Origin of the sequence: Enterococcus hulanensis (assembly GCF_005405485.1) — a bacterium.
Classification (GTDB): Bacteria; Bacillota; Bacilli; order Lactobacillales; family Enterococcaceae; genus Enterococcus_A; species Enterococcus_A hulanensis.
Genome location: NZ_BJED01000025.1, coordinates 24,486 through 46,907 on the forward strand (window position 1 = coordinate 24,486; position 22,422 = coordinate 46,907).

At 39.2% G+C, this 22,422-nt stretch carries 18 protein-coding genes; 1 reads left to right on the top strand and 17 read right to left on the bottom strand.

Annotated features, from left to right (window positions below; all coding sequences use genetic code 11):
• Position 1: 1 nt before the first annotated feature.
• From infB to rpsB, 16 genes are all read right to left on the bottom strand, one after another.
• Positions 2–2,719, bottom strand: coding sequence for a translation initiation factor IF-2 (gene infB, locus FFR60_RS20470; protein ID WP_137665611.1), 2,718 nt, complete (start codon positions 2,717–2,719; stop codon positions 2–4).
• 12 nt (positions 2,720–2,731) lie between these two features.
• Positions 2,732–3,034 carry a L7Ae/L30e/S12e/Gadd45 family ribosomal protein gene (locus FFR60_RS20475; RefSeq protein WP_171004990.1) on the bottom strand — a complete coding sequence of 101 codons (303 nt, stop codon included), beginning with the start codon at positions 3,032–3,034 and terminating at the stop codon, positions 2,732–2,734.
• Positions 3,027–3,323: an RNase P modulator RnpM gene (gene rnpM, locus FFR60_RS20480; RefSeq protein WP_088932915.1), complete on the bottom strand. Its 297-nt coding sequence runs from the start codon at positions 3,321–3,323 to the stop codon at positions 3,027–3,029. Before rnpM ends, FFR60_RS20475 begins: the two co-directional genes overlap by 8 nt.
• A gap of 19 nt (positions 3,324–3,342) precedes the next feature.
• Complete coding sequence (gene nusA, locus FFR60_RS20485; protein ID WP_137665612.1) at positions 3,343–4,509, bottom strand: transcription termination factor NusA; 1,167 nt, start codon at positions 4,507–4,509, stop codon at positions 3,343–3,345.
• Positions 4,510–4,622: 113 nt separating this feature from the next.
• Positions 4,623–5,096 (bottom strand): ribosome maturation factor RimP, encoded by a 474-nt coding sequence (gene rimP / locus FFR60_RS20490; protein WP_137665613.1) that lies wholly within the window; start codon positions 5,094–5,096, stop codon positions 4,623–4,625.
• Positions 5,097–5,262: 166 nt separating this feature from the next.
• Positions 5,263–9,606, bottom strand: a complete 4,344-nt coding sequence (locus FFR60_RS20495) for a PolC-type DNA polymerase III (RefSeq protein ID WP_171004991.1) — start codon at positions 9,604–9,606, stop codon at positions 5,263–5,265.
• Between the two features lie 98 nt (positions 9,607–9,704).
• Positions 9,705–10,973 (bottom strand): RIP metalloprotease RseP, encoded by a 1,269-nt coding sequence (gene rseP / locus FFR60_RS20500; RefSeq protein ID WP_137665615.1) that lies wholly within the window; start codon positions 10,971–10,973, stop codon positions 9,705–9,707.
• A 141-nt stretch (positions 10,974–11,114) separates the two neighbouring features.
• On the bottom strand, positions 11,115–11,909 hold the full coding sequence (locus FFR60_RS20505; RefSeq protein WP_137665616.1) for a phosphatidate cytidylyltransferase: 795 nt from the start codon (positions 11,907–11,909) through the stop codon (positions 11,115–11,117).
• The gene (uppS, locus tag FFR60_RS20510; protein ID WP_088934648.1) at positions 11,906–12,703 is read right to left on the bottom strand and encodes an undecaprenyl pyrophosphate synthase; all 798 of its coding nucleotides are present in this window, start codon (positions 12,701–12,703) and stop codon (positions 11,906–11,908) included. Before uppS ends, FFR60_RS20505 begins: the two co-directional genes overlap by 4 nt.
• 334 nt (positions 12,704–13,037) lie before the next feature.
• Positions 13,038–14,324: a PTS cellobiose transporter subunit IIC gene (gene celB / locus FFR60_RS20515; RefSeq protein ID WP_137665617.1), complete on the bottom strand. Its 1,287-nt coding sequence runs from the start codon at positions 14,322–14,324 to the stop codon at positions 13,038–13,040.
• An 18-nt stretch (positions 14,325–14,342) separates the two neighbouring features.
• Positions 14,343–15,290, bottom strand: coding sequence for a DUF7916 family protein (locus FFR60_RS20520; RefSeq protein ID WP_443093131.1), 948 nt, complete (start codon positions 15,288–15,290; stop codon positions 14,343–14,345).
• Positions 15,291–15,421: 131 nt separating this feature from the next.
• Positions 15,422–16,267, bottom strand: a complete 846-nt coding sequence (locus FFR60_RS20525) for a MurR/RpiR family transcriptional regulator (protein ID WP_088932921.1) — start codon at positions 16,265–16,267, stop codon at positions 15,422–15,424.
• Positions 16,268–16,582: 315 nt separating this feature from the next.
• Positions 16,583–17,140, bottom strand: a complete 558-nt coding sequence (gene frr / locus FFR60_RS20530) for a ribosome recycling factor (RefSeq protein WP_088932922.1) — start codon at positions 17,138–17,140, stop codon at positions 16,583–16,585.
• 1 nt (position 17,141) lies between these two features.
• Positions 17,142–17,864, bottom strand: coding sequence for a UMP kinase (gene pyrH, locus FFR60_RS20535; protein WP_088932923.1), 723 nt, complete (start codon positions 17,862–17,864; stop codon positions 17,142–17,144).
• A gap of 129 nt (positions 17,865–17,993) precedes the next feature.
• Complete coding sequence (gene tsf, locus FFR60_RS20540) at positions 17,994–18,878, bottom strand: translation elongation factor Ts (protein ID WP_137665618.1); 885 nt, start codon at positions 18,876–18,878, stop codon at positions 17,994–17,996.
• Positions 18,879–18,956: 78 nt separating this feature from the next.
• Positions 18,957–19,754: a 30S ribosomal protein S2 gene (rpsB, locus tag FFR60_RS20545; RefSeq protein ID WP_088932925.1), complete on the bottom strand. Its 798-nt coding sequence runs from the start codon at positions 19,752–19,754 to the stop codon at positions 18,957–18,959.
• A gap of 404 nt (positions 19,755–20,158) precedes the next feature.
• On the opposite strand from rpsB, the gene FFR60_RS20550 reads away from it, so the two are divergent.
• Positions 20,159–20,638, top strand: a complete 480-nt coding sequence (locus FFR60_RS20550) for an arginine repressor (protein WP_088932926.1) — start codon at positions 20,159–20,161, stop codon at positions 20,636–20,638.
• Positions 20,639–20,675: 37 nt separating this feature from the next.
• On the opposite strand, the gene argS is transcribed toward FFR60_RS20550, so the two are convergent.
• On the bottom strand, positions 20,676–22,367 hold the full coding sequence (argS, locus tag FFR60_RS20555; RefSeq protein ID WP_137665619.1) for an arginine--tRNA ligase: 1,692 nt from the start codon (positions 22,365–22,367) through the stop codon (positions 20,676–20,678).
• Between the last annotated feature and the right edge of the window lie 55 nt (positions 22,368–22,422).

The following is a 22,422-nucleotide window of genomic DNA, read 5'->3' on the forward strand; positions in this document are numbered from 1 at the left end:
ACTATTTTGGTTTGATTTCTTCCATAATAAAGCCTTCGATTACATCGTCGACTTTAATGTCGTTGAAGTTTTCGATCATAGCGCCACATTCGTAGCCCATCTTAACTTCTTTCACATCGTCTTTGAAACGTTTCAAGCTGGCAAGCTTACCTTCAAGAATAACGATACCGTTACGAATGATCCGCACACCGCTATCACGTTGGATCGAACCTTCGTTGACATAACAGCCAGCGATGGTACCAATTTTAGAAACTTTATACGTTTCGCGAACAGTCATTTGACCAGTGATTTTTTCTTCGTATTCAGGGTCAAGCATTCCCTTCATCGCTGTTTCGATTTCTTCGATTGCCTTGTAAATGATACGGTGCAAACGAATATCTACTTTTTCAGCAGAAGATTGCTGTTTCGCTTGAGGTGTCGGACGAACGTTAAATCCGATGATGATCGCATTACTTGCGGCAGCTAGAGTAACATCACTTTCATTGATAGCACCTACTGCTGAATGGACGATCTTCACACGAACGCCTTCAACATCGATTTTCTTCAATGATGCGGCCAATGCTTCAGCAGATCCTTGCACGTCAGCTTTGATGATTACATTAACTTCCTTCAATTCGCCCTCTTTAAGAGATTCGAATAAGTTATCTAATGTCACACGAGCACTTGAACTGCGGTGTTCAAGCAACGCACGTTTCGCACGTTCTTCCCCGGCTGCACGCGCTGTTTTTTCATCTTCAAAGATAGCAAAACGATCTCCTGCTTGAGGAACATCATTCAATCCAGTAATTTCCACTGGTGTTGCTGGTCCTGCAGCTTTTTCACGACGACCAATATCATTGGTCATCACACGAACACGACCATAAGTGTTACCGACAACGATTGGATCGCCGACTCTCATCGTACCTTGTTGAACCAATAAGGTTGCAACTGGTCCTTTTCCTTTATCAAGACGTGCTTCGATAACTGTTCCGATGCCGTGTAACGTTGGATCAGCTTTCAAGTCTTCCACTTCGGCAACTAATAGAATCATTTCTAGTAATTCCTCAATGTTTTGGTTGAACTTCGCTGAGATTTCAACGAAAATCGTATCGCCGCCCCATGCTTCAGGAATTAATTCATATTCGCTTAATTCTTGCATGACATGCTGAGGGTTTGCACCAGGTTTGTCAATTTTATTTACTGCTACGATAATCGGCACTTTCGCCGCTTTCGCGTGGTTGATCGCTTCAATCGTTTGCGGCATCACTCCATCATCAGCTGCTACAACTAAAATCGTGATGTCTGTGATACTTGCTCCACGGGCCCGCATGCTAGTGAAGGCCGCGTGTCCAGGTGTATCTAAGAAAGTGATCGGCTTGCCGTTGATATCGATTTGATAAGCACCGATATGCTGCGTAATTCCGCCTGCTTCACCACTCGTTACACGAGAATGACGCAATGTATCTAGTAATGTTGTTTTACCATGGTCAACGTGCCCCATGATTGTTACTACTGGAGGACGAGAAACTAAGTTTTCTTCGTTAACATCTTCCACATCGAAGAAACGATCGATATCAGCAATATCAATTGTAACTTTCTCTTGTGGTTCGATACCGTAATCAGCAGCTAACAATTCAATTGTATCTTTATCTAATGGTTGGTTTTGGTTAACCATAACACCCATCATAAATAATTTTTTGATGATTTCAGCAGGCTCGCGATGGATTTTCTTCGCGATATCCGCCACATTCATACCTTCTGTATATTCCAAGATTTCTGGTAATTCACGGAATTTACGTGGAGGCACAGCAGGCTTATTGCTTTGTTGCTGTCTGCCTTTTTTACCTTTTTTATTGAATTTGTTTCTGTTGCGATTCTGATTGCCGCCAAAATTATTATTACGGTTTTGATTGCCATAATTATTTTTATTGCGGTTTTGGTTACTACTTTGATTTGTTGAACCACCTTGTGCCGGACGTTGCGCATTGTTCGTTCCGCTTTGAGCAGGACGTTGGCCTTGACTTTGCGTATTATTAGTATTCCCCTGTGTTGGGCGTTGACCTTGGTTTGGTCGTTGTGTGTTATTTGCACCGCTTTGTGCTGGGCGTTGACCTTGGTTTGGGCGTTGTGCATTGTTGTTTGCACCGCCTTGTGCCGGGCGTTGGCCTTGGTTCTGGCGTTGTGTGTTGTTTGCACCGCTTTGTGCTGGACGCTGACCTTGGTTCTGGCGTTGTGCATTGTTTGCACCGCTTTGTGCTGGACGCTGACCTTGGTTTGGTCGTTGTGTATTATTGTTTGCACTGCCTTGTGCTGGGCGTTGACCTTGGTTTGGTCGCTGTGCATTGTTCGCACTGCCTTGTGTTGAATTTTGGCGTTGTGCATTGTTATTGGTACCTTGATTTGGACGTTGTCCTTGGTTTGAACGGTTTGCGTTCGCTGAGTTATTCTGTCTATTGTTTTGTGTCAAGTCTTTATTTCCTTTTCTATTCTGGAAATTTGGGTTGTTCTTCGAGCTCTTTCCATGGAATTTTGGTTTTTCGTGCTGGTTAGCTGATGGTTTTGCTTGAGTAGTTTGTTTCGGCTTGCTAGAAAAAGCTTGTTTCAATTTTGATTCATCGTCTCCTGATAATGAACCCATATGATTATTAACATCAATACCTAAGGTCTGTGCTTTTTCTACAACATCCTTACTTGATTGATTCACTTCTTTGGCAAATTCGTATACTCTTTTTTTTCCCATGCAATCACCTTCCTAACCTGTTATTAACGTCATAATTTTGTCGGCGAATCCTTGGTCCAAAACCCCGATAACTTTTCGTGGTTTTCCGATTGCGCCTAAAATCTCTCCTTGAGTAAATTCGACAAAACATGTCGTCTGATAATACTTACTTTTGTCTGATACTTTTTTCTGAGTGTTTCCACTCGCATCAGTAGTAACAATCACAAGCTTCACTTTATTTCTGCGAATCTCATTGATCGTCATTTCTTCCCCTGTGATCAGTTTGCCTGCACGCATTGCAAGGCCTAACATGTTCAAGGCCTTCTGCTTATTCATTGCCAAAGAGCTCTCTTCTGGCTTTTTGGTGTTTCACATAATCCAGTAGTTCTTGATAAAAATCATCAGTCAATTCGATGTCCAGTGTACGGTCTAAGATGCGTTTTTTCCAAGCTTCTTCAACTTCAGCCGGCTCCAACGCAACATAAGCGCCGCGTCCTGGTTTCTTGCCTGTAGGGTCAATTGAAACTTCACCCTCTTTTGACTTAGCGATGCGAATCAATTCTTTTTTAGGGAACATTTCACCGGAAACGACCGATTTGCGCAAAGGAACTTTTCTTTTTTTCATTTGCAGTCCTCCTAATTAACTATTCTTCATCTTGAACAGAAGCGTCGTTTTCAACTTCTTCTGTCATTTCTGGTGTTGTTTCTTCAATTTCCTCTTCTGCACTAGGATCAATTTCCTCAATTTCTGATTCATCATAGTTTGCGTAAAATTCTTCCATGTCTGATTCAGATTTGATATCGATTTTATGCGCAGTTAGCTTCGCAGCTAAGCGAGCATTTTGTCCGCGTTTGCCGATTGCCAATGATAGTTGGTAATCAGGTACTACTACGGTACAAACTTTTGGATTATCAATATCGAAGATTACATCTTCAACTTGAGCTGGATTCAAGGAGTTCGCAATAAATACTGCCGGATCCTCGTTCCATTCAACGATATCCATGTTTTCGCCTTTTAGTTCATTAACAATTGCTTGTACTCGTTGTCCTTTTGGCCCAACACAAGTTCCAACTGGATCAATATTTGGGTCTGTTGAACGAACAGCAACTTTCGCGCGATCACCAGCCTCGCGAGCAATGCTGACAATTTCGACGATACCATCATAGACTTCAGGAATTTCTTGTTCAAATAAACGGCGTAACAAATCAGGATGACTGCGGCTTACAAAAACTTGCGGTCCTTTTGATGTGTTTTCTACGCGAGAAACATAAACTTTGATACGATCATGTGGTTTATAGTGTTCATTTGGCATTTGGTCTTGTTTCGAAAGAACCGCTTCGATCTTGCCTAAGTTGACATAGATATAACGATTATCTTGACGTTCAACCACACCCTGCATAATGTCTTTTTCATAAGCACTATATTCGTTGTAGATGATGCTGCGTTCGGCTTCACGTACACGTTGCAGGATGACTTGCTTCGCTGTTTGAGCAGCAATTCGGCCGAAATCCTTTGGCGTTACTTCAAAACGAATCGTATCCCCGATTTCATATGCTGGATTGATCTCCATTGCATCTTTCAGCGATACTTCTAATTGTGAATCCATAACTTCTTCCGTTACTTCTTTCACGGCATATACATGAATATCGCCTTTTTTTTCGTTGAATTCCACTTCAACATTTTGCGATTGACCGTAATGACGCTTGTATGCTGAGACTAAAGCTGCCTCTAACGCCTCGATTACGATTTCTTTCGAAACACCTTTTTCTGCTTCTAGAGTATCCAACGCATTCAGCATTTCTTTACTCATTCTAACTTTCCTCCTAGTTCATATTAACGAATCTATTCCTCAGAGTAAAAATAAGTTTGGCTTTCACCACGTATATCAATTTACTAAGAAAAAATAGGTTTGATTTCAATTAATTAAAATTCGATCGCAAAGCGGGCTTTTGCAATATTCTTACGATCAAAAACCATATCTTTAGTGCGGGTCTTAATTTTAACTGTTAATGTCAATTCATCTTCAGTTAAATCTTTCAAAAAGCCTTGATATTGTTTTTCACCATCAACATTTTGATATAATGACACATTAATATATTGTCCCAGCGCTTTTTGATACTCTTCTTCTTTTTTCAATGGACGTTCGGCCCCTGGTGAAGAAACCTCAAGGAAGTATGCTTGCGGAATCGGATCTGGATCGATTGAATCCAATTTATCGCTAAGTTGTTCACTGACAAGGGCGCATTCTTCAATATCGATTCCGCCTTCTTTATCAATAAATACTCTTAAAAACCAACTTTTTCCTTCTTTCACAAATTCCACTTCGACCAGCTCAAAATTATGCTCATCTAAAATAGGTGTTACTAGGTCAGTCACTGTTTCGACTACACTGCTCAAACTGTCAGCCTCCTTTATTCCATTAAAAAGAGTGAGCGAAAAATCCGCTCACTCACCATCACTCTATGATTACATTGTTATATTAGCACAAATATACTGAAAATTCAACCGCATCATTTTCATAGTGGAATTTTCTTTCATTTTAAAGCTGAATTTATCTTTTTCTTTACATATCAAACAATGAAAGTTGGTTTTCATCCGGCAAATCTTTTAACACCCCATGAGTATCCATATACTCGATTAAGGTCTTCGATACTTTACCTCGAGAGGCCAAATCTTCTTTTGATAAAAAGATACCAGCCTTACGTGCTTCAACAATTTGTTTTGCCACATTCATGCCAAGACTTGGTACAGCACGGAAAGGTGCGATCAATGTATCTCCATCAATTACAAAATCTTGAGCATCCGATTTGTATAAATCAATCATCCCGAAATGAAAACCACGTTCTAACATTTCATTACACAATTCCAAAACAGTTAATTGATTTTTCTCTTTTGTTGAAGCGTCCATTCCCTTATCAGTGATGGCCTTCATCGCAGCTTTGACTGCATCCTTACCTTTGGCCATTGCAACTAAGTCAAAGTCGTCAGCACGAACAGAAAAATATGCACAATAGTAAAGAATTGGAAAATAGACCTTAAAGTAAGCCACTCGCAACGCCATCAATACATAAGCTGCCGCGTGGGCTTTCGGAAACATGTACTTGATCTTCGAACATGAATCGATATACCAGTCTGGAACATTATTTTCTTTCATCGCAGCTAAATACGTTTCTCGTAACTCATCGTCGATTTTATTCCACTGACCTTTACGTACCGTCTCCATGATTTTGAAGGCCATTCCGCTATCAAGTCCTGCGTGAATTAAGTAGACCATGATATCATCCCGACAACCGATAACCTCGGCTAGGTTAGCTTCACCACGACTGATTAATTCTTCTGCATTTCCTAACCAAACATCGGTACCGTGTGACAAGCCGGAAATTTGCAGCAGTTCAGCAAAAGTTGTTGGTCCCGTTTCTTCTAACATTCCACGAACGAATCGTGTACCGAATTCAGGGATGCCTAGAGTGCCCGTTTTAGAATAAATCTGATCAGATTCAACGCCTAACACCTGCGGACCAGCAAAAATTTTCATTACTTCCGGATCATCAGTTGGGATCGTTTTAGGATCGACTCCCGATAATTCTTGGAGCATCCGAATCACGGTCGGATCATCATGTCCCAGAATATCGAGCTTCAAAACATTATCGTGAATCGAATGGAAATCAAAGTGAGTAGTTTTCCATTCGGAATTCCGGTCATCTGCCGGAAACTGAATCGGTGTAAAATCGTAAACGTCCATATAATCAGGAATGACAATGATTCCGCCCGGATGCTGCCCTGTCGTCCGCTTAACACCAGTTGCTCCTTTAGCTAATCGATCAATCTCAGCATTTCTAAAATGCAGATTATGATCTCGTTCGTATCCTTTAACAAATCCGTAGGCGGTTTTATCAGCGACTGTACCGATTGTACCTGCTCGATAAACATAGTCTTCTCCAAACAGCACTTTCGTATAATCATGAGCTTTTGCTTGATAATCCCCAGAGAAATTCAAATCGATATCTGGAACCTTATCCCCGTGGAAACCTAAGAAAGTTTCAAAAGGAATATCGTGTCCATCTTTATTTAGACGAGCACCACACTTTGGACAAGCTTTTTCTGGCAAGTCAAAACCAGAACCATAAGAACCATCCTCAAAGAATTCCGAATATTGACAATCTGGACAATAATAATGCGGCGGTAATGGATTTACCTCTGTAATACCTGTCATAGTGGCAACAAAGCTCGATCCAACCGAGCCCCGCGACCCTACTAAATAGCCGTCAGCATTACTTTTGTGCACTAATTTTTGTGAAATCAAATAAATAACCGAAAAGCCATTCCCAATAATCGAAGTCAATTCTTTTTCTAAACGTTTCTCGATGATATCAGGTAACGGATCACCATATAACTCACGAGCACGGTCATAACTTAATTTTTTGATTTCTTCTTCTGAACCAGGAATTTTAGGTGTATAAAGATCGTCTTTAACTGGAACAATTTCTTCACAGCTATCAACCACTGCATTGGGACCATCAACAACGATCTCTTTTGCTAATTCTGGACCTAAGAAACTAAAGGCCTGCAGCATTTCATCCGTTGTCCGGAAATGTACATCCGGTAAACTGTGACGATTTAACGGATTAGCTCCTCCCATTGAACTGATCAAAATTTTACGATAGATTGCATCCTCTTTATTCAAATAATGAACATCTCCAGTTGCAACCACTGTTTTGTTTAAGTCCTTGCCGATCTGAATCAAATTCCGCAAGATATCTTCTAAGTCCGACTCATTTTTAACTAATTCTTGTTCGATCAAAGGTGCGTAAACAGCCTTTGGCATCACTTCAATATAGTCATAAAAAGCTGCACGATTTTTGGCCTCTTCAACGCCCTTTTGCATCATCGCTTCAAATATCTCACCCTGCGAGCAAGCAGAACCAATCAAAAGGTTTTCACGCAGCTTGTTTAGTTGGGAACGAGGAATTCGCGGAACACGTTCAAAATATTCAACATTAGACATCGAAATTAATTTGAACAAATCCTTCAAACCAGCTTGGTTCTTCGCTAAAATCGTTGCATGGAACGGTCGTGCACGTTTATAAGAATCACCTTCACCAACATGATCGTTCAATTGGTCATGATAGTTCATGTCGTGTTTTTCGATCGCTTCTTTAACAAAAATCCATGCTAAATGTCCCGTTGCCTCAGCATCATAAACAGCTCGGTGATGTTGCTCTAGGTTAATACCAAATTTCTTAGTTAGGACGCCTAAACCAAATCGCTTAAACTCTGGGTATAAGAAACGAGCCAATTCCAAAGTATCGATAACTGGATTTGGTGTTTCCGGCATATCATGTCGAACATAGGTAGTATTGATAAATCCAATATCAAATGTCGCATTATGGGCCACTAAGATTGAACCTTCACAGAATTTTTCAAATAATTCCATGACTTCTTTTTCTGGTTTTGAGCCGCGTACCATTTCGTCAGTGATCCCAGTTAAATTGATCGTTGTTTCTGATAACGGATGCCCCGGGTCGATAAATTCTTCAAAGGTATCAACGACGTTTCCTTTGTGCATCTTAACCGCGGCCAACTCAATGATTGTATCGTATACGGCAGACAACCCCGTAGTTTCCACGTCAAAAACGACATACGTAGCATCTGTCAATGATTCATGAGCATCATTATAAGCAATCGGTACACCATCAGAAACGACATTTGCTTCAACACCATAAAGAATTTTTACACCGGCTTTTTTTCCGGCGGCGTGGGCATCAGGAAATGATTGAGCTCCGCCATGATCAGTGATTGCAATTGCTCTATGTCCCCATTTTCCCGCCTGTGCGACCAACTCACTGGCACCATTAATGGCATCCATCGTACTCATATTAGTATGAAGATGCAGCTCTGAACGTTTCTCTGTTGCTGTATCTTGCCGTTCTGGATGTTTAACTTCTTGAATATCTTGGGCATTCATAACTAAATCACGCATGAAGGTATCTTCTTGCACACTGCCTCGCACACGAATCCAACTATTGTTGGCAATTGCTTCAAAAATTGCCTCATCTTTTTCACCATTTGAAAATTTCTTTACTACAAAGGAAGACGTATAGTCAGTCATTTTTATGATCAAAATTTTCCGTTTTGAACGCAACTCACGTACTTCTTTATCAAAAATGAATCCTTCAATAGTAATCCGACGCTCTTCTTCAATGATATTGCCCATCGGTGTGATGGCTTCATCTGCCGGGATATTGCGACCCATTTGAATCGGTCCGTCAAAGTAGGCAGCACTTACTTTCTGTTCTTTTTTCTTCGATTCGTACTGCGCTATGCTGGCTGCTGCTTGTTCTTGCATCGCCTGTGCTTGCGCTTGTTTCCGAACTTCGAATTCTTGTAATTTTTTATCAGCTTGCTCTTTGTCTACTTCCGGATCGATTCGCAAATGTGGAAAGCCGTATGAGACTAAATTTTCTTCGATCAACGGCAAATACTGCTGCTTCAAAAATGGAATAACCGTCTCATTATCGATCAATAATACAATTCGCTTTCCTTGGATAACTGGCAGCGGTTTGCTCAAAACTTGCTTCACTAGCGGCGTATCACAATCTTGTTCACTCAAAGCCAACTGCCAATAATTTTGCAGAAGCTCTTCTTCAAATTGATTGTCTTCTGAGACGATATGTAATTTCACTTTCGCAATAGATTGGAAAGCGATTTGCAGCTTTTGGTAAAACGCATAAAATAATTTCGCCGGTAAAATTTCTGGTGTTTGAATATAAAATTCCCAAACACGTGATTTCTCATGAACAACAACCTCTTTGATCTCTGATGCTTGGATCATTGGATGTTGCTGCTCTGTCTCGGCCATTTCAATTTGTCGTAATAAATTTTCGAACAGCTCACGATTTTTAGACAAAATGACATCTCCTTCACTTTTTCAAGTATGTTCCAGTATACCTGTTTTTTTTTATGATTGCATTAGAAAAAGGATCGAAAAAATTTCGATCCTTTCATTTAAAAGAAGAAACGCTGAATATCATTCCATGTGACTAAAATCATCAGAAGCATGATAAACCCAAATCCAATCATGGTAATCATACCTTCTTTTTCTGGATCAAGCGGTTTTCCCCGTGCCCCTTCGATTAAATTCAGTAAAATCTTACCGCCATCGAAGGCTGGAATTGGCAGCAAATTGACAATTCCTAAGTTGACTGACAAGAGCGCCATCAAATAAATGACCGTTTTAATCCCCGCACGCGAGGCTTCCGCAGACATCTGATACATCATCACGGGTCCACCAAGTTTATCTAAACTAAATCCAGTGAATAGTGAACCTAACGCACCGAAAATTCTTGTAACCATATCCCATGATTGCGTTAAACCACCGACAACCTTATCTGTAAAACTGGTCTTCATATAAGGTGTTACACCGATTTGACCAACTTTTTCACCATTGCTTTTAACACTTTTCGGTGTCATTTGTACGGTTTTCTCTTTGCCATCCTGCTTGATCACAACCGACAATTCTTTTCCTGGCTTTTTCGTAACAGTATCGGTTAAATCATCCCAAGAAGAGATTTTCTTCCCATCTACAGAAACGATGGCATCATGATCCTTTAGCCCCGCAACAGCTGCCGGACTTTCTGCTTGCACCGTTCCTATCTGATTTGTATTGTAGTCTGCAACTCCACCTTGTAAGAAAGCCAGAGCGATAAACAATATGATAGTTAAAATAAAATTATTCATTGGTCCTGCGAAATTAGTCAGGATACGCGAGCCTAACTTAGCAGACTGAAATTGCACATCTCTTGGTGCAATACGGACCTCTGTTCCACTCTCTTCAATCACCGTGGCATCATGCTGAACTTTGTAAGTTGTTTCTTGGCTCTCGTCGCCATTCACATAACCTTTAATAACCAAATCATCTACAAGGTCAGCAGAGATTAATTCCATTGGAATACTGTTAGGTAATTGAATTTTTTTACTAACATTAATTCGACGAATCTCATTATTGGAGGTCAGCTCAACTGATAGCGGCATCCCCGGACTCAACTCAGTTTCCTCATCCTCCATACCTGCCATTCGAACATAGCCGCCGATCGGCAATAGACGTAACGTATATGTAGTGCCATCTTTTCCCATATGGGCTATAAGTTTTGGTCCCATGCCAATTGAGAATTCCCGAACTAAAATCCCTGCGCGTTTTGCAAAGAAAAAATGTCCGAACTCATGAACAATTACAAGGACACCGAAAACGATTAAAAACGTAATAATCGTACGCATAATTTTCCTACCTTCACTAGTTTCTTAGAGACAGTTTATCATAGTATCGAAAAAATATATTCCTTTACTGATCATTTCATAGAAAATTTAAAAAAATTCCGTGTAAATTTCAACATGAAAAAAAGAGCGTCTCCGCTCTTTTTAAAATACACCTAACAAATGCATCATTGGAAAAACAAACAACATACTGTCAAAACGATCTAGAATTCCGCCATGTCCTGGTAAAATATTCCCTGAATCTTTCACCCCATAATGACGCTTGATTGCTGACTCTACTAAATCGCCAAATTGACCCACAACTGAGAAAATAATTGTAAAGATAATCATTGTTACGAGATTATGTTGGAACACTGCTGGTTGAACTAAGACAAATACTATTGCTACTACAACTGCACTAGCAATCCCTCCTAATGCCCCTTCAATCGTTTTGTTGGGTGAAATATCTGGCCATAGTTTATGTTTTCCTATTTGCCGTCCTACCATATATGCACCGATATCCGTTGCCCAAACAACAAAGAAAGCAAAGAGCAAGATTGCCAAGCCATCCGCACGTGCTGTAACTAGATTTTGAAATCCAACTCCCACGTACAAACTTGCAACCACTGGAAAACCTGCTTCATCGATAGTATAAGTATTCTTCGAAACAACAGAGAATCCTAAAATAATCATCACTGTTAAATAGAACAATAAAAAATTGCTGTTATCGCCACTTAAAAAGGGCATCCAACGATCCGCTGGTAACACTAGAAAAACCGCACCTAAAATTGAAAGTACTCCTTCAAAGCTTAGGATTGCAAGTCCCTTCATACGAAACAATTCATATACACCAATCCCGGCTAATATTGCTGCCGCCAATTCAACTGCAATGCCGCCGACATAAAGAATCGGAATAAAGATTGCCAAGGCGACAACTGCGGTAATGACTCGCTGTCTCATTTTTTATCCTCCTTGTTCAAGCCGCCAAAACGTCGATTTCGTTGTTGAAAAGAAGCAATTGCCGCTTCTAAATGGTCCCCATCAAAATCTGGCCATAAGGCTTTAGTAAAATACAATTCGCTATAGGCTAGTTGCCATAGTAAAAAATTACTTATCCGTTCTTCCCCGCTGGTTCTTACGACTAGTTCAGGGTCCCGTAACTCTTTAGGCAAGAAACCTGTCATTAGATGATCACCTACGATGTCATCATCGATCGCTTCAACAGAAAGTTCGTCATCCTTAATTTCTTGTGCCATTTGTTTGATCGCCGTGATAATTTCAGCACGACTGCCATAGTTCAACGCGAAATTCAAAACAAGACCGTCATTTTGCGCAGTCTGTTCGATTGCTCGTTTTACCGCATCTTGCGTATGAGCGGGCAAATATTCTTCGTAACCCATTACATGAACTTGTACATTCTCTTCGATCAATTCTGGTACAAAGGTATCAAAAAAATCTACAGGCAACTGCATCAAAAAGTTCACTTCTTCTTCTGGGCGTTTCCAGTTTTCTGTTGAAAAAGCATAGAGCGTTAAAACTTTTACGCCTAAGCGATTAGCATGTTTGGTAATCTTTTTTACTGTTTCCATGCCTTCTTTATGCCCAGCAATTCTTGGCAGACGTCGATTTTGAGCCCAACGCCCATTACCGTCCATAATGATTGCAATATGTTTTGGCACAGCACCTTCAGGATCAAAAACGAATTGCGCTGCTTCTGGCGTATATTTTTGTTTTTGTGGAAAAAATCGCAACACCATGTTTTTCCCTCCTTTATTAAGATACAAATAAAAAACTTTTGAAAAGTCATCTGCCATTATAACAATAAAGTACGGTTATTCCTACGAAAAATGAATACCTTTAGGCTTTTTCAATGATTTTTGAACGCTGACATTTTTAAAATCGAACCATAAACTTGATCTTTATTCTCTATTGAACACTTTGAAAACCGATCTTATACCTAATATAGAACTAAGTATTCCTTCTTAAAATATACGTTTTAATTTCATTATTGCCGAATACCACAATTAATTTAAAGCATACAAAAAAGCGTCCTTCAAGTAGCTGACACCACTCAAAGAACGCTTGTAATCATTGTGCTTCGGATATCGCTTCTTCTTGCAACAACTGATTATCATAAATTTTGAAGAACAGCATATAAACAATCACGTCCAACAGAAGAACAATAATTTGCAAAATTGATCCGCTAATATGTCCGCCAGTTGCTAAATAGCCGCTAATAATAGGCGGTACTGTCCAACCTACATTTATTCCTACTGCCTTAGCCACCAGTCCGCTGGCCATCGACAAATAGCAGATAAGCACATTCATCACCGGAACTAAGATATATGGAATGAACATCATAGGATTCATTACAATTGGCAGTCCAAACATCAAGGGCTCGTTTATATTGAAAATCCCAGGTGCCAGAGTGAGGCCTCCCATCAGTTTGGATTGCTTACTTTTTCCGAAGAGCACAATAGCAATTACTAACCCTAATGTGGCACCTCCGCCTCCCATATAGACGAAATTCATCATAAATGGATAACTGACAATATGAGGGATCGCTTCTCCGGCCTGAAAAGCTACTCGATTTATATCAGAATTCATATACCAGATAGGATAAAGTACCGAACCGACTACATCAGCTCCATGAATACCACATAACCAGAACAAGGAAGTGATAATCACGACTACTATTGTCCCCAAGAGAGAACTGCCGATTAAGCTCAAAGGCCCTCCTAAAAGATTAGTGATCAGCACATGGGCATTTCCCAAATCAGAAACTTCGAGAACTTTTTGAATAATTGCAAATACAGCAATAATCACAAATCCTGGAATCAAAGAAGAAAACGAGCGGCTAACTTCAGGAGGTACAGTTTCGGGCATTTTGATTACAATATTTTTGCGAATAAATATTTTATAGATTTCCACTGAAACGATACCTACAATAATAGCAACAAATAAACCGCCGCTTCCAAGATAAGTGTAACCAAATCCGCTGACCTCATTTTTATCGACAATTTCTGGTGTCAAAATCAGAAATGAAGAAAGTGAGATAATTCCCGGTGCTACTCCGTCAAGCTTATAGCTTTTGGCTAAATTATACGCCACTCCAAAAGAAGCTACCAAACCCATTAAACCGAAACTACCGTTAACAATTTTGTTAAACCAAGTACCTAGATCCCAGTGGCTGGCTAACCATTCTGCATAATTAGGAAATGGCAAGCTGGACAAAATTAAAAAGAACGAACCAATAATAATTAGCGGCATAGCGAAAAGCATACCATTCCTAACAGCTAGCAGATGTCTTTGTGTACCAACCTTAACGGCTATAGGTGCCAGTTTCGTTTCCAAAAAACTGTTTACTTTTTTCATTCGAACCCCTTCTTTCTTTTAGCGGTTAATTGAACGAGCGATCATACTCAAGGTATGGCGCATGCCTCGAATCGCTATGGCCATTTCAAACAGATTTTCTACATTTGCCATACCGTTATAACCAGAGTCGCCGATGTGCTGAATATCCACTCCGATTTTTTTGTTCTCAATAGCAATTTGCCGAATTGTCTCAACTCTTGAACTTTCCTGACTTGTACCGATGGCTGACATAGTAAGAATTTCTTTTTCCTTAGCAAATGAAACGATTTCTCTCAAATCAGTTTCTCCCAATCCTGGAACAGTCCCAACAGCTGGCACGAGCAGAATATCAACACCATTTTCTACAAATTCTTCAATCGCTTCTTTAGTTACCACTGGTTCATTGACTCCAGAACTATGCATTTTCCCTGCAATGATCAAACCGCTGAAGTATTTTTTTGCCAGCTTAATGGATTCACCAATTGTCTGATTACTAACACCTGTACCGGGATTACCTGTCAAACAAATAAAATCAAAGCCTAACTCATTCGCTGCTTTTAAAGTCGCTTCAGTGCATTTTCGACCTTCAGGTATTTCCAAACGACCTTCCAACATACTGGTCCCTTCCTCAGCAACAGGTTCTAGGTTCACGCCTATTGGTCGACATACCAATTTTTTTAAATCTCGAATAAGATTTTTATTGAATGTTTTTGCTTCTTTGATAGAAGCATAATTCTGAAAAGAGACGCCATCCATTCCCATAATCAACGGCTCCAAACAGTCTAACAGATTCAGTAAGATCAAATCAGCACCCGCTGCCCGTGCAACCTCAGCATTTGTAACATCATGAATCACCGGTTCATGAACAATAACCATTTCAGAACAAACTGTTCTACCTTCAGAAGCTAGGATTGCTTGTTTTAATTCTTGCGGGTCCATCTCCATGAAATCGCTTGCATTACAACTTAATAATCGTTTCACATATATCACTCCTTTGTTCAATATTGTAAGGTAAATTTCTAGAAGATAGTTGTTTTCTAATAGATATGGCACATAGTTTCGGCTGTTTCTCACTTTAAGCAAAAAAAAACGATGTTTTGGAACAAAGTTCCAAAACATCAGAATAAAAAAGTGGAATCTGGGCCTAACTGTACAGAAGCATAGTTCATATCAAAATTGCGTTTGTAAATACAAGAATACAAGACATTCAAAATATATTCGATAGCAATCTGAGAAGAGAAATTCGAAACCTTGAAATGAAGATTCTCAAATTTAGGAATGTCCAAAATTAAATCAGCATACTCAGCGAGCGGGCTTTTGATATTTGAGGTAATGGCGATGATCTTACTGCCGTTTTCATGAAACATTCGTGCCTCATTTACCACATCTGCTGTTTTACCGCTATAGGAAATTATTAAAACGACATCGTCCTTATTTCCATTATTTGCTAAATGAAACTGTTCTGCCTGCGAGTTCACCAATCGAATGTATCGCCCAATCGGCAGCAATTTCATCTGAAACTCCTGTAAGCGAACATGATTCTGGCTAATGCCGATACCAATCAAAGTAGGAGCATTAATCAGCAAATCAACACTTTGCTGAAGTATTTTTTCGTTAAGATAGGCCTGTGTTTGACTGATGCTCTCTAAAGTAAGCTGGGCTATTTTCAAGGAGACCTGATAATCTGAATCATTTCTTTGAAACGGGAGATTTACATCTACTGTTTTTTCCAGCAAAAACTGGTTTTTCAATTCTTTGAATAGCTGAGTCTTAAAATCCTTAAACCCGTTAAAATCTAGTTTCTTACATACTCTAACAATCGTTGAAGTGGAAGAACAGCTTAGCTTTGCCAGCTGATAAATTGAAAGATCCAGAATATTTTCTGAATGTTGCATAATATAATTGATCACTGCCTGCTCGCTATCTGTGAAGATCTCTTGTTGCATTTTTTTCATTAAATCCATGACTCCACCTACTTTCCCTAAAGAACATTCGCTATTCATTATGGTAAATACTCAGAAAAATAATAACACCTGCCGCTTTTTTAATCTATGTAAAAAAATTGGATATCGGAAGCCTCGCTAATTAGATTTGGAAAAATGTTTATACTTTATCGTACATTAGAAACCATCCCAACGCAATTTTACCTCCGCCAAACAATTACTTATTGAATGCTTTTTTTAATGAATGCACTCGGATTTTTAAACCATATAGAATCTTGGAAGTGCTGAGCATACAAAAAAACCTGAAGAGAGTTTCTTCAGGTTTTTTCGAATAGATTAAACTTCTAATAGTTCTTTTTCTTTTTCAGCGACAATCGAATCAATCGCTTTAATGTTTTCGTCCGTTAAAGCTTGCATATCTTTTTCAGCATTGCGCAGATCATCCTCTGTCATATCGCCATTTTTTTGTTGTTTCTTGTAATCATCCATCGCATCACGACGAATGTTACGAACAGCGACTTTGGCACCTTCTGACTCTTTTTTCACTTCTTTAGCTAATTCTTTACGGCGTTCCTCTGTTAATTGAGGAATCACCAAACGTAGTACATTTCCATCATTAGCAGGATTTAATCCAATATCGCTGGCTAAAATCGCTTTTTCTACATCGTTGATCATGTTTTTATCAAATGGTGTAACCATTAAAACACGCGCTTCTGGTATAGTGATGGATGCCATTTGATTCACAGGTGTTGGGACACCATAGTAATCAACCGTGATGCGGTCAAGCAAACTCGCATTTGCACGGCCTGCACGAATTTGACCTAATTGACGCTGCAAAGCTTCTTGAGCTTTTTTCATTTTGTCTCTTGCTTCGTTCATTACTGTATCTGCCATTTTATTTCCCCCTTACAGTCGTCCCGATGTTTTCACCGAGTACAACACGTTTAATATTTCCTGCTTCGTTCAAATTAAAGACAACAAGTGGAATGTCATTGTCCATACTTAATGAACTTGCGGTTGAATCCATGACTTGTAATCCTTTAGCGATCACATCTAAATGAGTCAATTCTTCATATTTCACAGCATTTTCATCAAGTTTTGGATCAGCCGAATAAACACCATCGACATTATTTTTGGCCATCAAGATTACATCAGCATTTACTTCTGCTGCTCTTAATGCCGCAGTTGTATCAGTTGAGAAGTAAGGATTTCCTGTTCCGCCAGCAAAAATTACAATGCGGCCTTTTTCAAGGTGGCGTTCCGCTTTACGGCGAATATATGGTTCCGCGATTTGGCGCATTTCGATTGATGTCTGCACACGTGTTGGGACATCAATATTTTCCAATGCATCTTGTAATGCCAAGGCGTTCATCACTGTTGCCAGCATCCCCATGTAATCTGCTTGCGCACGTTCCATACCCATTTGAGCACCGATTTGTCCACGCCAGATATTTCCGCCGCCGACAATGATGGCCATTTCAATCCCTAAATCATGAACTTCTTTGATTTCTTCAACAATTTCTTGAATCACGGGTGGATTGATGCCAAATTTTTCATCGCCAGCCAAGGCTTCTCCACTAAGTTTCAATACTACACGTTTATACTTTGGTTCATTCATCTCAATACCTCCACTGTCACTCTATTGATATTTTAGCATACTCTGCCATTGAAGCCAGCCCAATTTGAATTAGCTTAAAAAAAGGGAGCGCACATCTTCCGTGCGTTCCCGACTGTTTAAAAAACAGAATTATTTTTTGATTTGGCTCATAACTTCTTCAACAAAGTTATCTTCACGTTTTTCGATACCTTCGCCTACTTCGAAACGAACGAAGCTTGCAACTGTAGCACCTTTAGAAGATACATATTTTTCAACAGTCATGTCAGGATCTTTAACGAATGGTTGATCAACCAAAGCGATTTCTGCTTTAAATTTATTTAGACGGCCAATAACCATTTTTTCAACGATATTAGCTGGTTTACCTTCATTTAATGCTTGTTCAGTAAGAACAGCTTTTTCGTGTTCTAATTCTGATTCTGGAATTTGGCTTTCGTTTACATAACGAGGGTTGATTGCAGCAACGTGCATTGCAACGTCTTTTGCAACTGATTCGTCAGTTGTACCGTTTAATAAAGCTAATACAGCGATACGTCCACCCATATGCAGGTATCCGCCAAATGCCGCATTATCTTCTTTTTCAACAACTTCAAAACGACGGAAGTTAATTCTTTCACCGATAACTTGAGTTGCTTCAATTAAAGCTGCTTCTAAAGTTTCACCTTTAGCATTAGTCAATTTCATTGCTGCATCCATGTCAGCTGGTTTGTTTTCAGCAACTAACTCTGCAATTTCTTTAACTAGGTCTTGGAACATTTCATTTTTAGAAACGAAGTCTGTTTCAGAGTTTACTTCTACGATTGCAGCAGTATTTCCTTGTACTGCGACTGAAGCTAAACCTTCAGCAGCGATACGGTCGTTTTTCTTAGCTGCTTTAGCCATACCTTTTTCACGTAAAAGATCAACAGCTTTTTCAATGTCGCCTTCTACTTCTACTAATGCTCGTTTAGCATCCATCATCCCTACGCCAGTCATGTCGCGTAGTTCTTTTACCATTTTAGCTGTTACGTCTGCCATTTTAAGGGCCTCCTTAGTTTTTCTAAAAAAGCTGCTTCAAAGGAAAATATTTACTTTGAAGCAGCATATGCTACGAAATTATTCAGCTGATTCAGTAGAAGCATTGTCGCCTTCCACTACATCAACGATTTCTTCGATTGAAGTTGCTTGTCCGCCATCTTCAGCTACGAAGTCTTCTTCTGCTACTTGATCTTCACCTTGGTTACCTTCGATGAACGCATCAGCCATTTTTGCAGTGATTAATTTCACGGCACGAATAGCATCATCGTTTGAAGGGATAACTACGTCGATTTCATCTGGATCGCAGTTTGTATCAACCATAGCAACGATAGGAATGTTTAATTTATGAGCTTCTTGAACGGCAATACGTTCTTTACGAGGATCAACGATATACATAACATCTGGAACGCGAGGCATATCAGCAATACCGCCTAAGAATTTTTCTAAACGTTCACGTTCTTTGTTCAAACCAACAACTTCTTTTTTAGGCAATACTTCAAAAGTACCGTCTTGTTCCATAGCATTGATTTGTTTCAAACGAGCAATACGTTTTTGAATTGTATCCCAGTTAGTTAAAGTTCCACCTAACCAACGATGGTTTACATAGTATTGACCAGCGCGGACAGCTTCTTCTTTGATTGCTTCTTGAGCTTGTTTTTTAGTCCCTACGAACAATGCAACGCCGCCATCTTCAGCAACATCTTTCATGTAATCGTAAGCTGCATCTACTAATTTGACTGTTTTTTGCAAGTCAATGATGTAGATTCCGTTTCTTTCTGTGAAGATATATTTCTTCATTTTTGGGTTCCAGCGACGAGTTTGATGACCAAAGTGTACGCCGGCTTCTAGCAATTGTTTCATAGACAATACTGACATTTGTGTTTCCTCCAATTGGTTTTTTGTTTTCCTCTCCTGCTCTCTTCTTTATAAGGAACTGACAAGCAGCACCGCCTTACAAATCAAGTCAGAATGTGGATTTTTTATGTATAGTCGCCTACACACAATTAGTAATTATACAAGAGTCTTTTTAATAAATCAATCTTTTTTCTTTCGCTTTTGATACATTAATATTTATAAAGGAATACTGTTTAAAAAAAATTTTTCTGCTATACTGGGTGCATAATTATAATTTCGAGAGTTTTTCTTAACGCTGTCAGTCTAAAAAAGCTGTCGTTTAGAATAACTACTATAATCCTTTATGGAATTTGACTAGAGTTTAAACTAATTTTTCAACTATTCTGGATAAATTAGTTCACTACATATGAATAAGGAGTTTTTTTATGCGAAAAAAAGATCGACATGAGTTAATCAAACGGATTATCACAGATAATCCCATTAGAAATCAGAACGAATTAATGGATTATTTACAGCAATATCAAGTTACAGCTACTCAAGCGACCATCTCAAGAGATATTCGCGATTTGAAAATCGTGAAAACAATCGACGAATCTGGTAAACCGCGTTTTGAATTGTTTCAAGAACAGCAGGTACCTTCTGAAGATGATGACATCAAACGTCTGATTCGTATGACGAACGACGTAATCGTTAAAGTTGATACTGTTGAATTTATGACAATCGTCAGCACCCTGCCAGACAATGCACATTTATTAGCTTCTGTTTTAGATGATCTTTCAAGCGAGCTGATCGTCGCAACAATGGCGAGCTTCGATACAATTATCATTATTTCAAGAACAGCTGATGACGCGCAACGAGTTACTGAATTTTTACAAGATCCAACAAATAGTTCGATTTTCAATTAGCAAAAAAAGCCAGAGAAAATTTTCTCCGGCTTTTTGTTTACATTTTATTTGGGGCATGAACACCTAATAATCGTAAATCTTCTTTTAAGATTACTGTTACTGCATGAACTAATGCTAGTCGCGCTTCTTTCTGGTCATCGTCCACCAATATTTTCGTATGTGCGTAATATTTATTAAAGGCCTGTGCTAGTCTGATCGAATGTTTTGCAATCACTGACGGTTCGTATTGATCCGCTGCTTGCATCACGATTTCAGGATAGCTTTGCAATAACTTGATAATCTCCCAACTGTCAGCATCATTCAATGCATAAACAGCTTCAGTATCAATACTAAATCCTGCCTTCTCCAAAATTGTCATTGCACGAGCATGTGTGTACTGAACATATGGACCGGTTTCACCTTCAAAGCGGACAACTTCCTCCAAGTTGAAGTCGAAATTATTCAAACGATCATTTTTTAAATCGTGGAAGACTACTGCACCGACACCAACCTGATGGGCCACCTCTTCTTTATTTGGCAAATCAGGATTTTTTCCTTGGATTTGGGCTAGCGCAGAATCTTTCGCTTCATTTAGAACTTCCTCTAATAAAACAATTTTCCCTTTACGAGTCGATAGCTTCTTGCCATCTTTTGTAATCAATCCAAATGGAATATGAACCATTTCATCTGACCAATCAAAATCCATTTCTTTCAAAACAGCTTTCAATTGTTTAAAGTGGCCGCTTTGCTCATTTCCTACAACATATAATGATTTAACGAAGTTATACTCACGTTTGCGATAAAGAGCTGCCGCCAAATCACGAGTAATGTACAATGTGGCTCCATCAGATTTTTTGATCAGTGCTGGATTCAACCCATATTTTTCAAGGTCTACAATTTCTGCACCTTCGTTGGTTTGCAACAAGTGTTTTTCTTCTAACATCGTCACAACTTCATCCATCTTATCGTTATAGAAAGCTTCTCCATTGAAAGAATCAAAATCAACTTCCAACATACCGTAAATTTTATTGAATTCTTTTAAAGATTCACTTCGGAACCATTTCCATAATTCTAAGGCTTCTTCATCATTTTCTTCCAATTTCTTAAACCAAGCACGTGCTTCATCATTTAATTCTGGTTCGTCTTCGGCCTTTTCATGGAATTCCACATACAAACGCAGCAGCTCATTGATTGGCTCTGCTTTAACTTTTTCTTCCGAACCCCATTTTTTATAAGCAACGATTAACTTACCAAATTGCGTTCCCCAGTCTCCTAAATGATTGATTTTGATTGGATTATAGCCGATCTTGCTTAAAATCAAACTGATTGAATTACCAATTACTGTAGAACGTAAATGTCCCATTGAGATTGGTTTAGCAATATTTGGCGAGGACATATCGATCGTTACATTGCCCTCATTGCCAATATTGCCATCTCCAAAATGATTTTCTTCTTTTGCAATTTGTTTTAAAACCATACTTGAGATCACTTCTTTTTTCATAAAGAAGTTTAAATATGGCCCCACAACCTCGATTTTTTCAAACGCTTCGGGGCTGATTTTTTCTGCTAATTCCGCAGCAATTTGTTGTGGTGCCTTTCGAAAAACTTTTGCCAAAACAAAAGCCGGAAATGCGACATCTCCATGATCCACTGATTTAGGATTTTCTAGTAAACGTTCTACTTCTGCCAACGTAAGATTTTCTTTAACTACTTCAAAAACAGCTTGTGCGACGATTTCTTTATTATTCATCCAAATTTCCTCCCTTTCCAAATAGCTATCTCAAGATTAAGATACTCATTTTCCA

Excerpts from the sequence above, each read along its gene's own strand:
- frr (WP_088932922.1), bottom strand. The coding sequence starts at position 17,140 with ATGGCAGATACAGTAATGAACGAAGCAAGAGACAAAATGAAAAAAGCT.
- tsf (WP_137665618.1), bottom strand. The coding sequence starts at position 18,878 with ATGGCAGACGTAACAGCTAAAATGGTAAAAGAACTACGCGACATGACT.
- argS (WP_137665619.1), bottom strand. The coding sequence starts at position 22,367 with ATGAATAATAAAGAAATCGTCGCACAAGCTGTTTTTGAAGTAGTTAAA.
- infB (WP_137665611.1), bottom strand. The coding sequence starts at position 2,719 with ATGGGAAAAAAAAGAGTATACGAATTTGCCAAAGAAGTGAATCAATCA.
- nusA (WP_137665612.1), bottom strand. The coding sequence starts at position 4,509 with ATGAGTAAAGAAATGCTGAATGCGTTGGATACTCTAGAAGCAGAAAAA.
- rpsB (WP_088932925.1), bottom strand. The coding sequence starts at position 19,754 with ATGTCAGTATTGTCTATGAAACAATTGCTAGAAGCCGGCGTACACTTT.
- rnpM (WP_088932915.1), bottom strand. The coding sequence starts at position 3,323 with ATGAAAAAAAGAAAAGTTCCTTTGCGCAAATCGGTCGTTTCCGGTGAA.
- rseP (WP_137665615.1), bottom strand. The coding sequence starts at position 10,973 with ATGCGTACGATTATTACGTTTTTAATCGTTTTCGGTGTCCTTGTAATT.
- FFR60_RS20550 (WP_088932926.1), top strand. The coding sequence starts at position 20,159 with ATGCGAAAAAAAGATCGACATGAGTTAATCAAACGGATTATCACAGAT.
- pyrH (WP_088932923.1), bottom strand. The coding sequence starts at position 17,864 with ATGAATGAACCAAAGTATAAACGTGTAGTATTGAAACTTAGTGGAGAA.
- FFR60_RS20505 (WP_137665616.1), bottom strand. The coding sequence starts at position 11,909 with ATGAGACAGCGAGTCATTACCGCAGTTGTCGCCTTGGCAATCTTTATT.
- celB (WP_137665617.1), bottom strand. The coding sequence starts at position 14,324 with ATGAAAAAAGTAAACAGTTTTTTGGAAACGAAACTGGCACCTATAGCC.
- FFR60_RS20475 (WP_171004990.1), bottom strand. The coding sequence starts at position 3,034 with ATGAATAAGCAGAAGGCCTTGAACATGTTAGGCCTTGCAATGCGTGCA.
- FFR60_RS20525 (WP_088932921.1), bottom strand. The coding sequence starts at position 16,267 with ATGGATTTAATGAAAAAAATGCAACAAGAGATCTTCACAGATAGCGAG.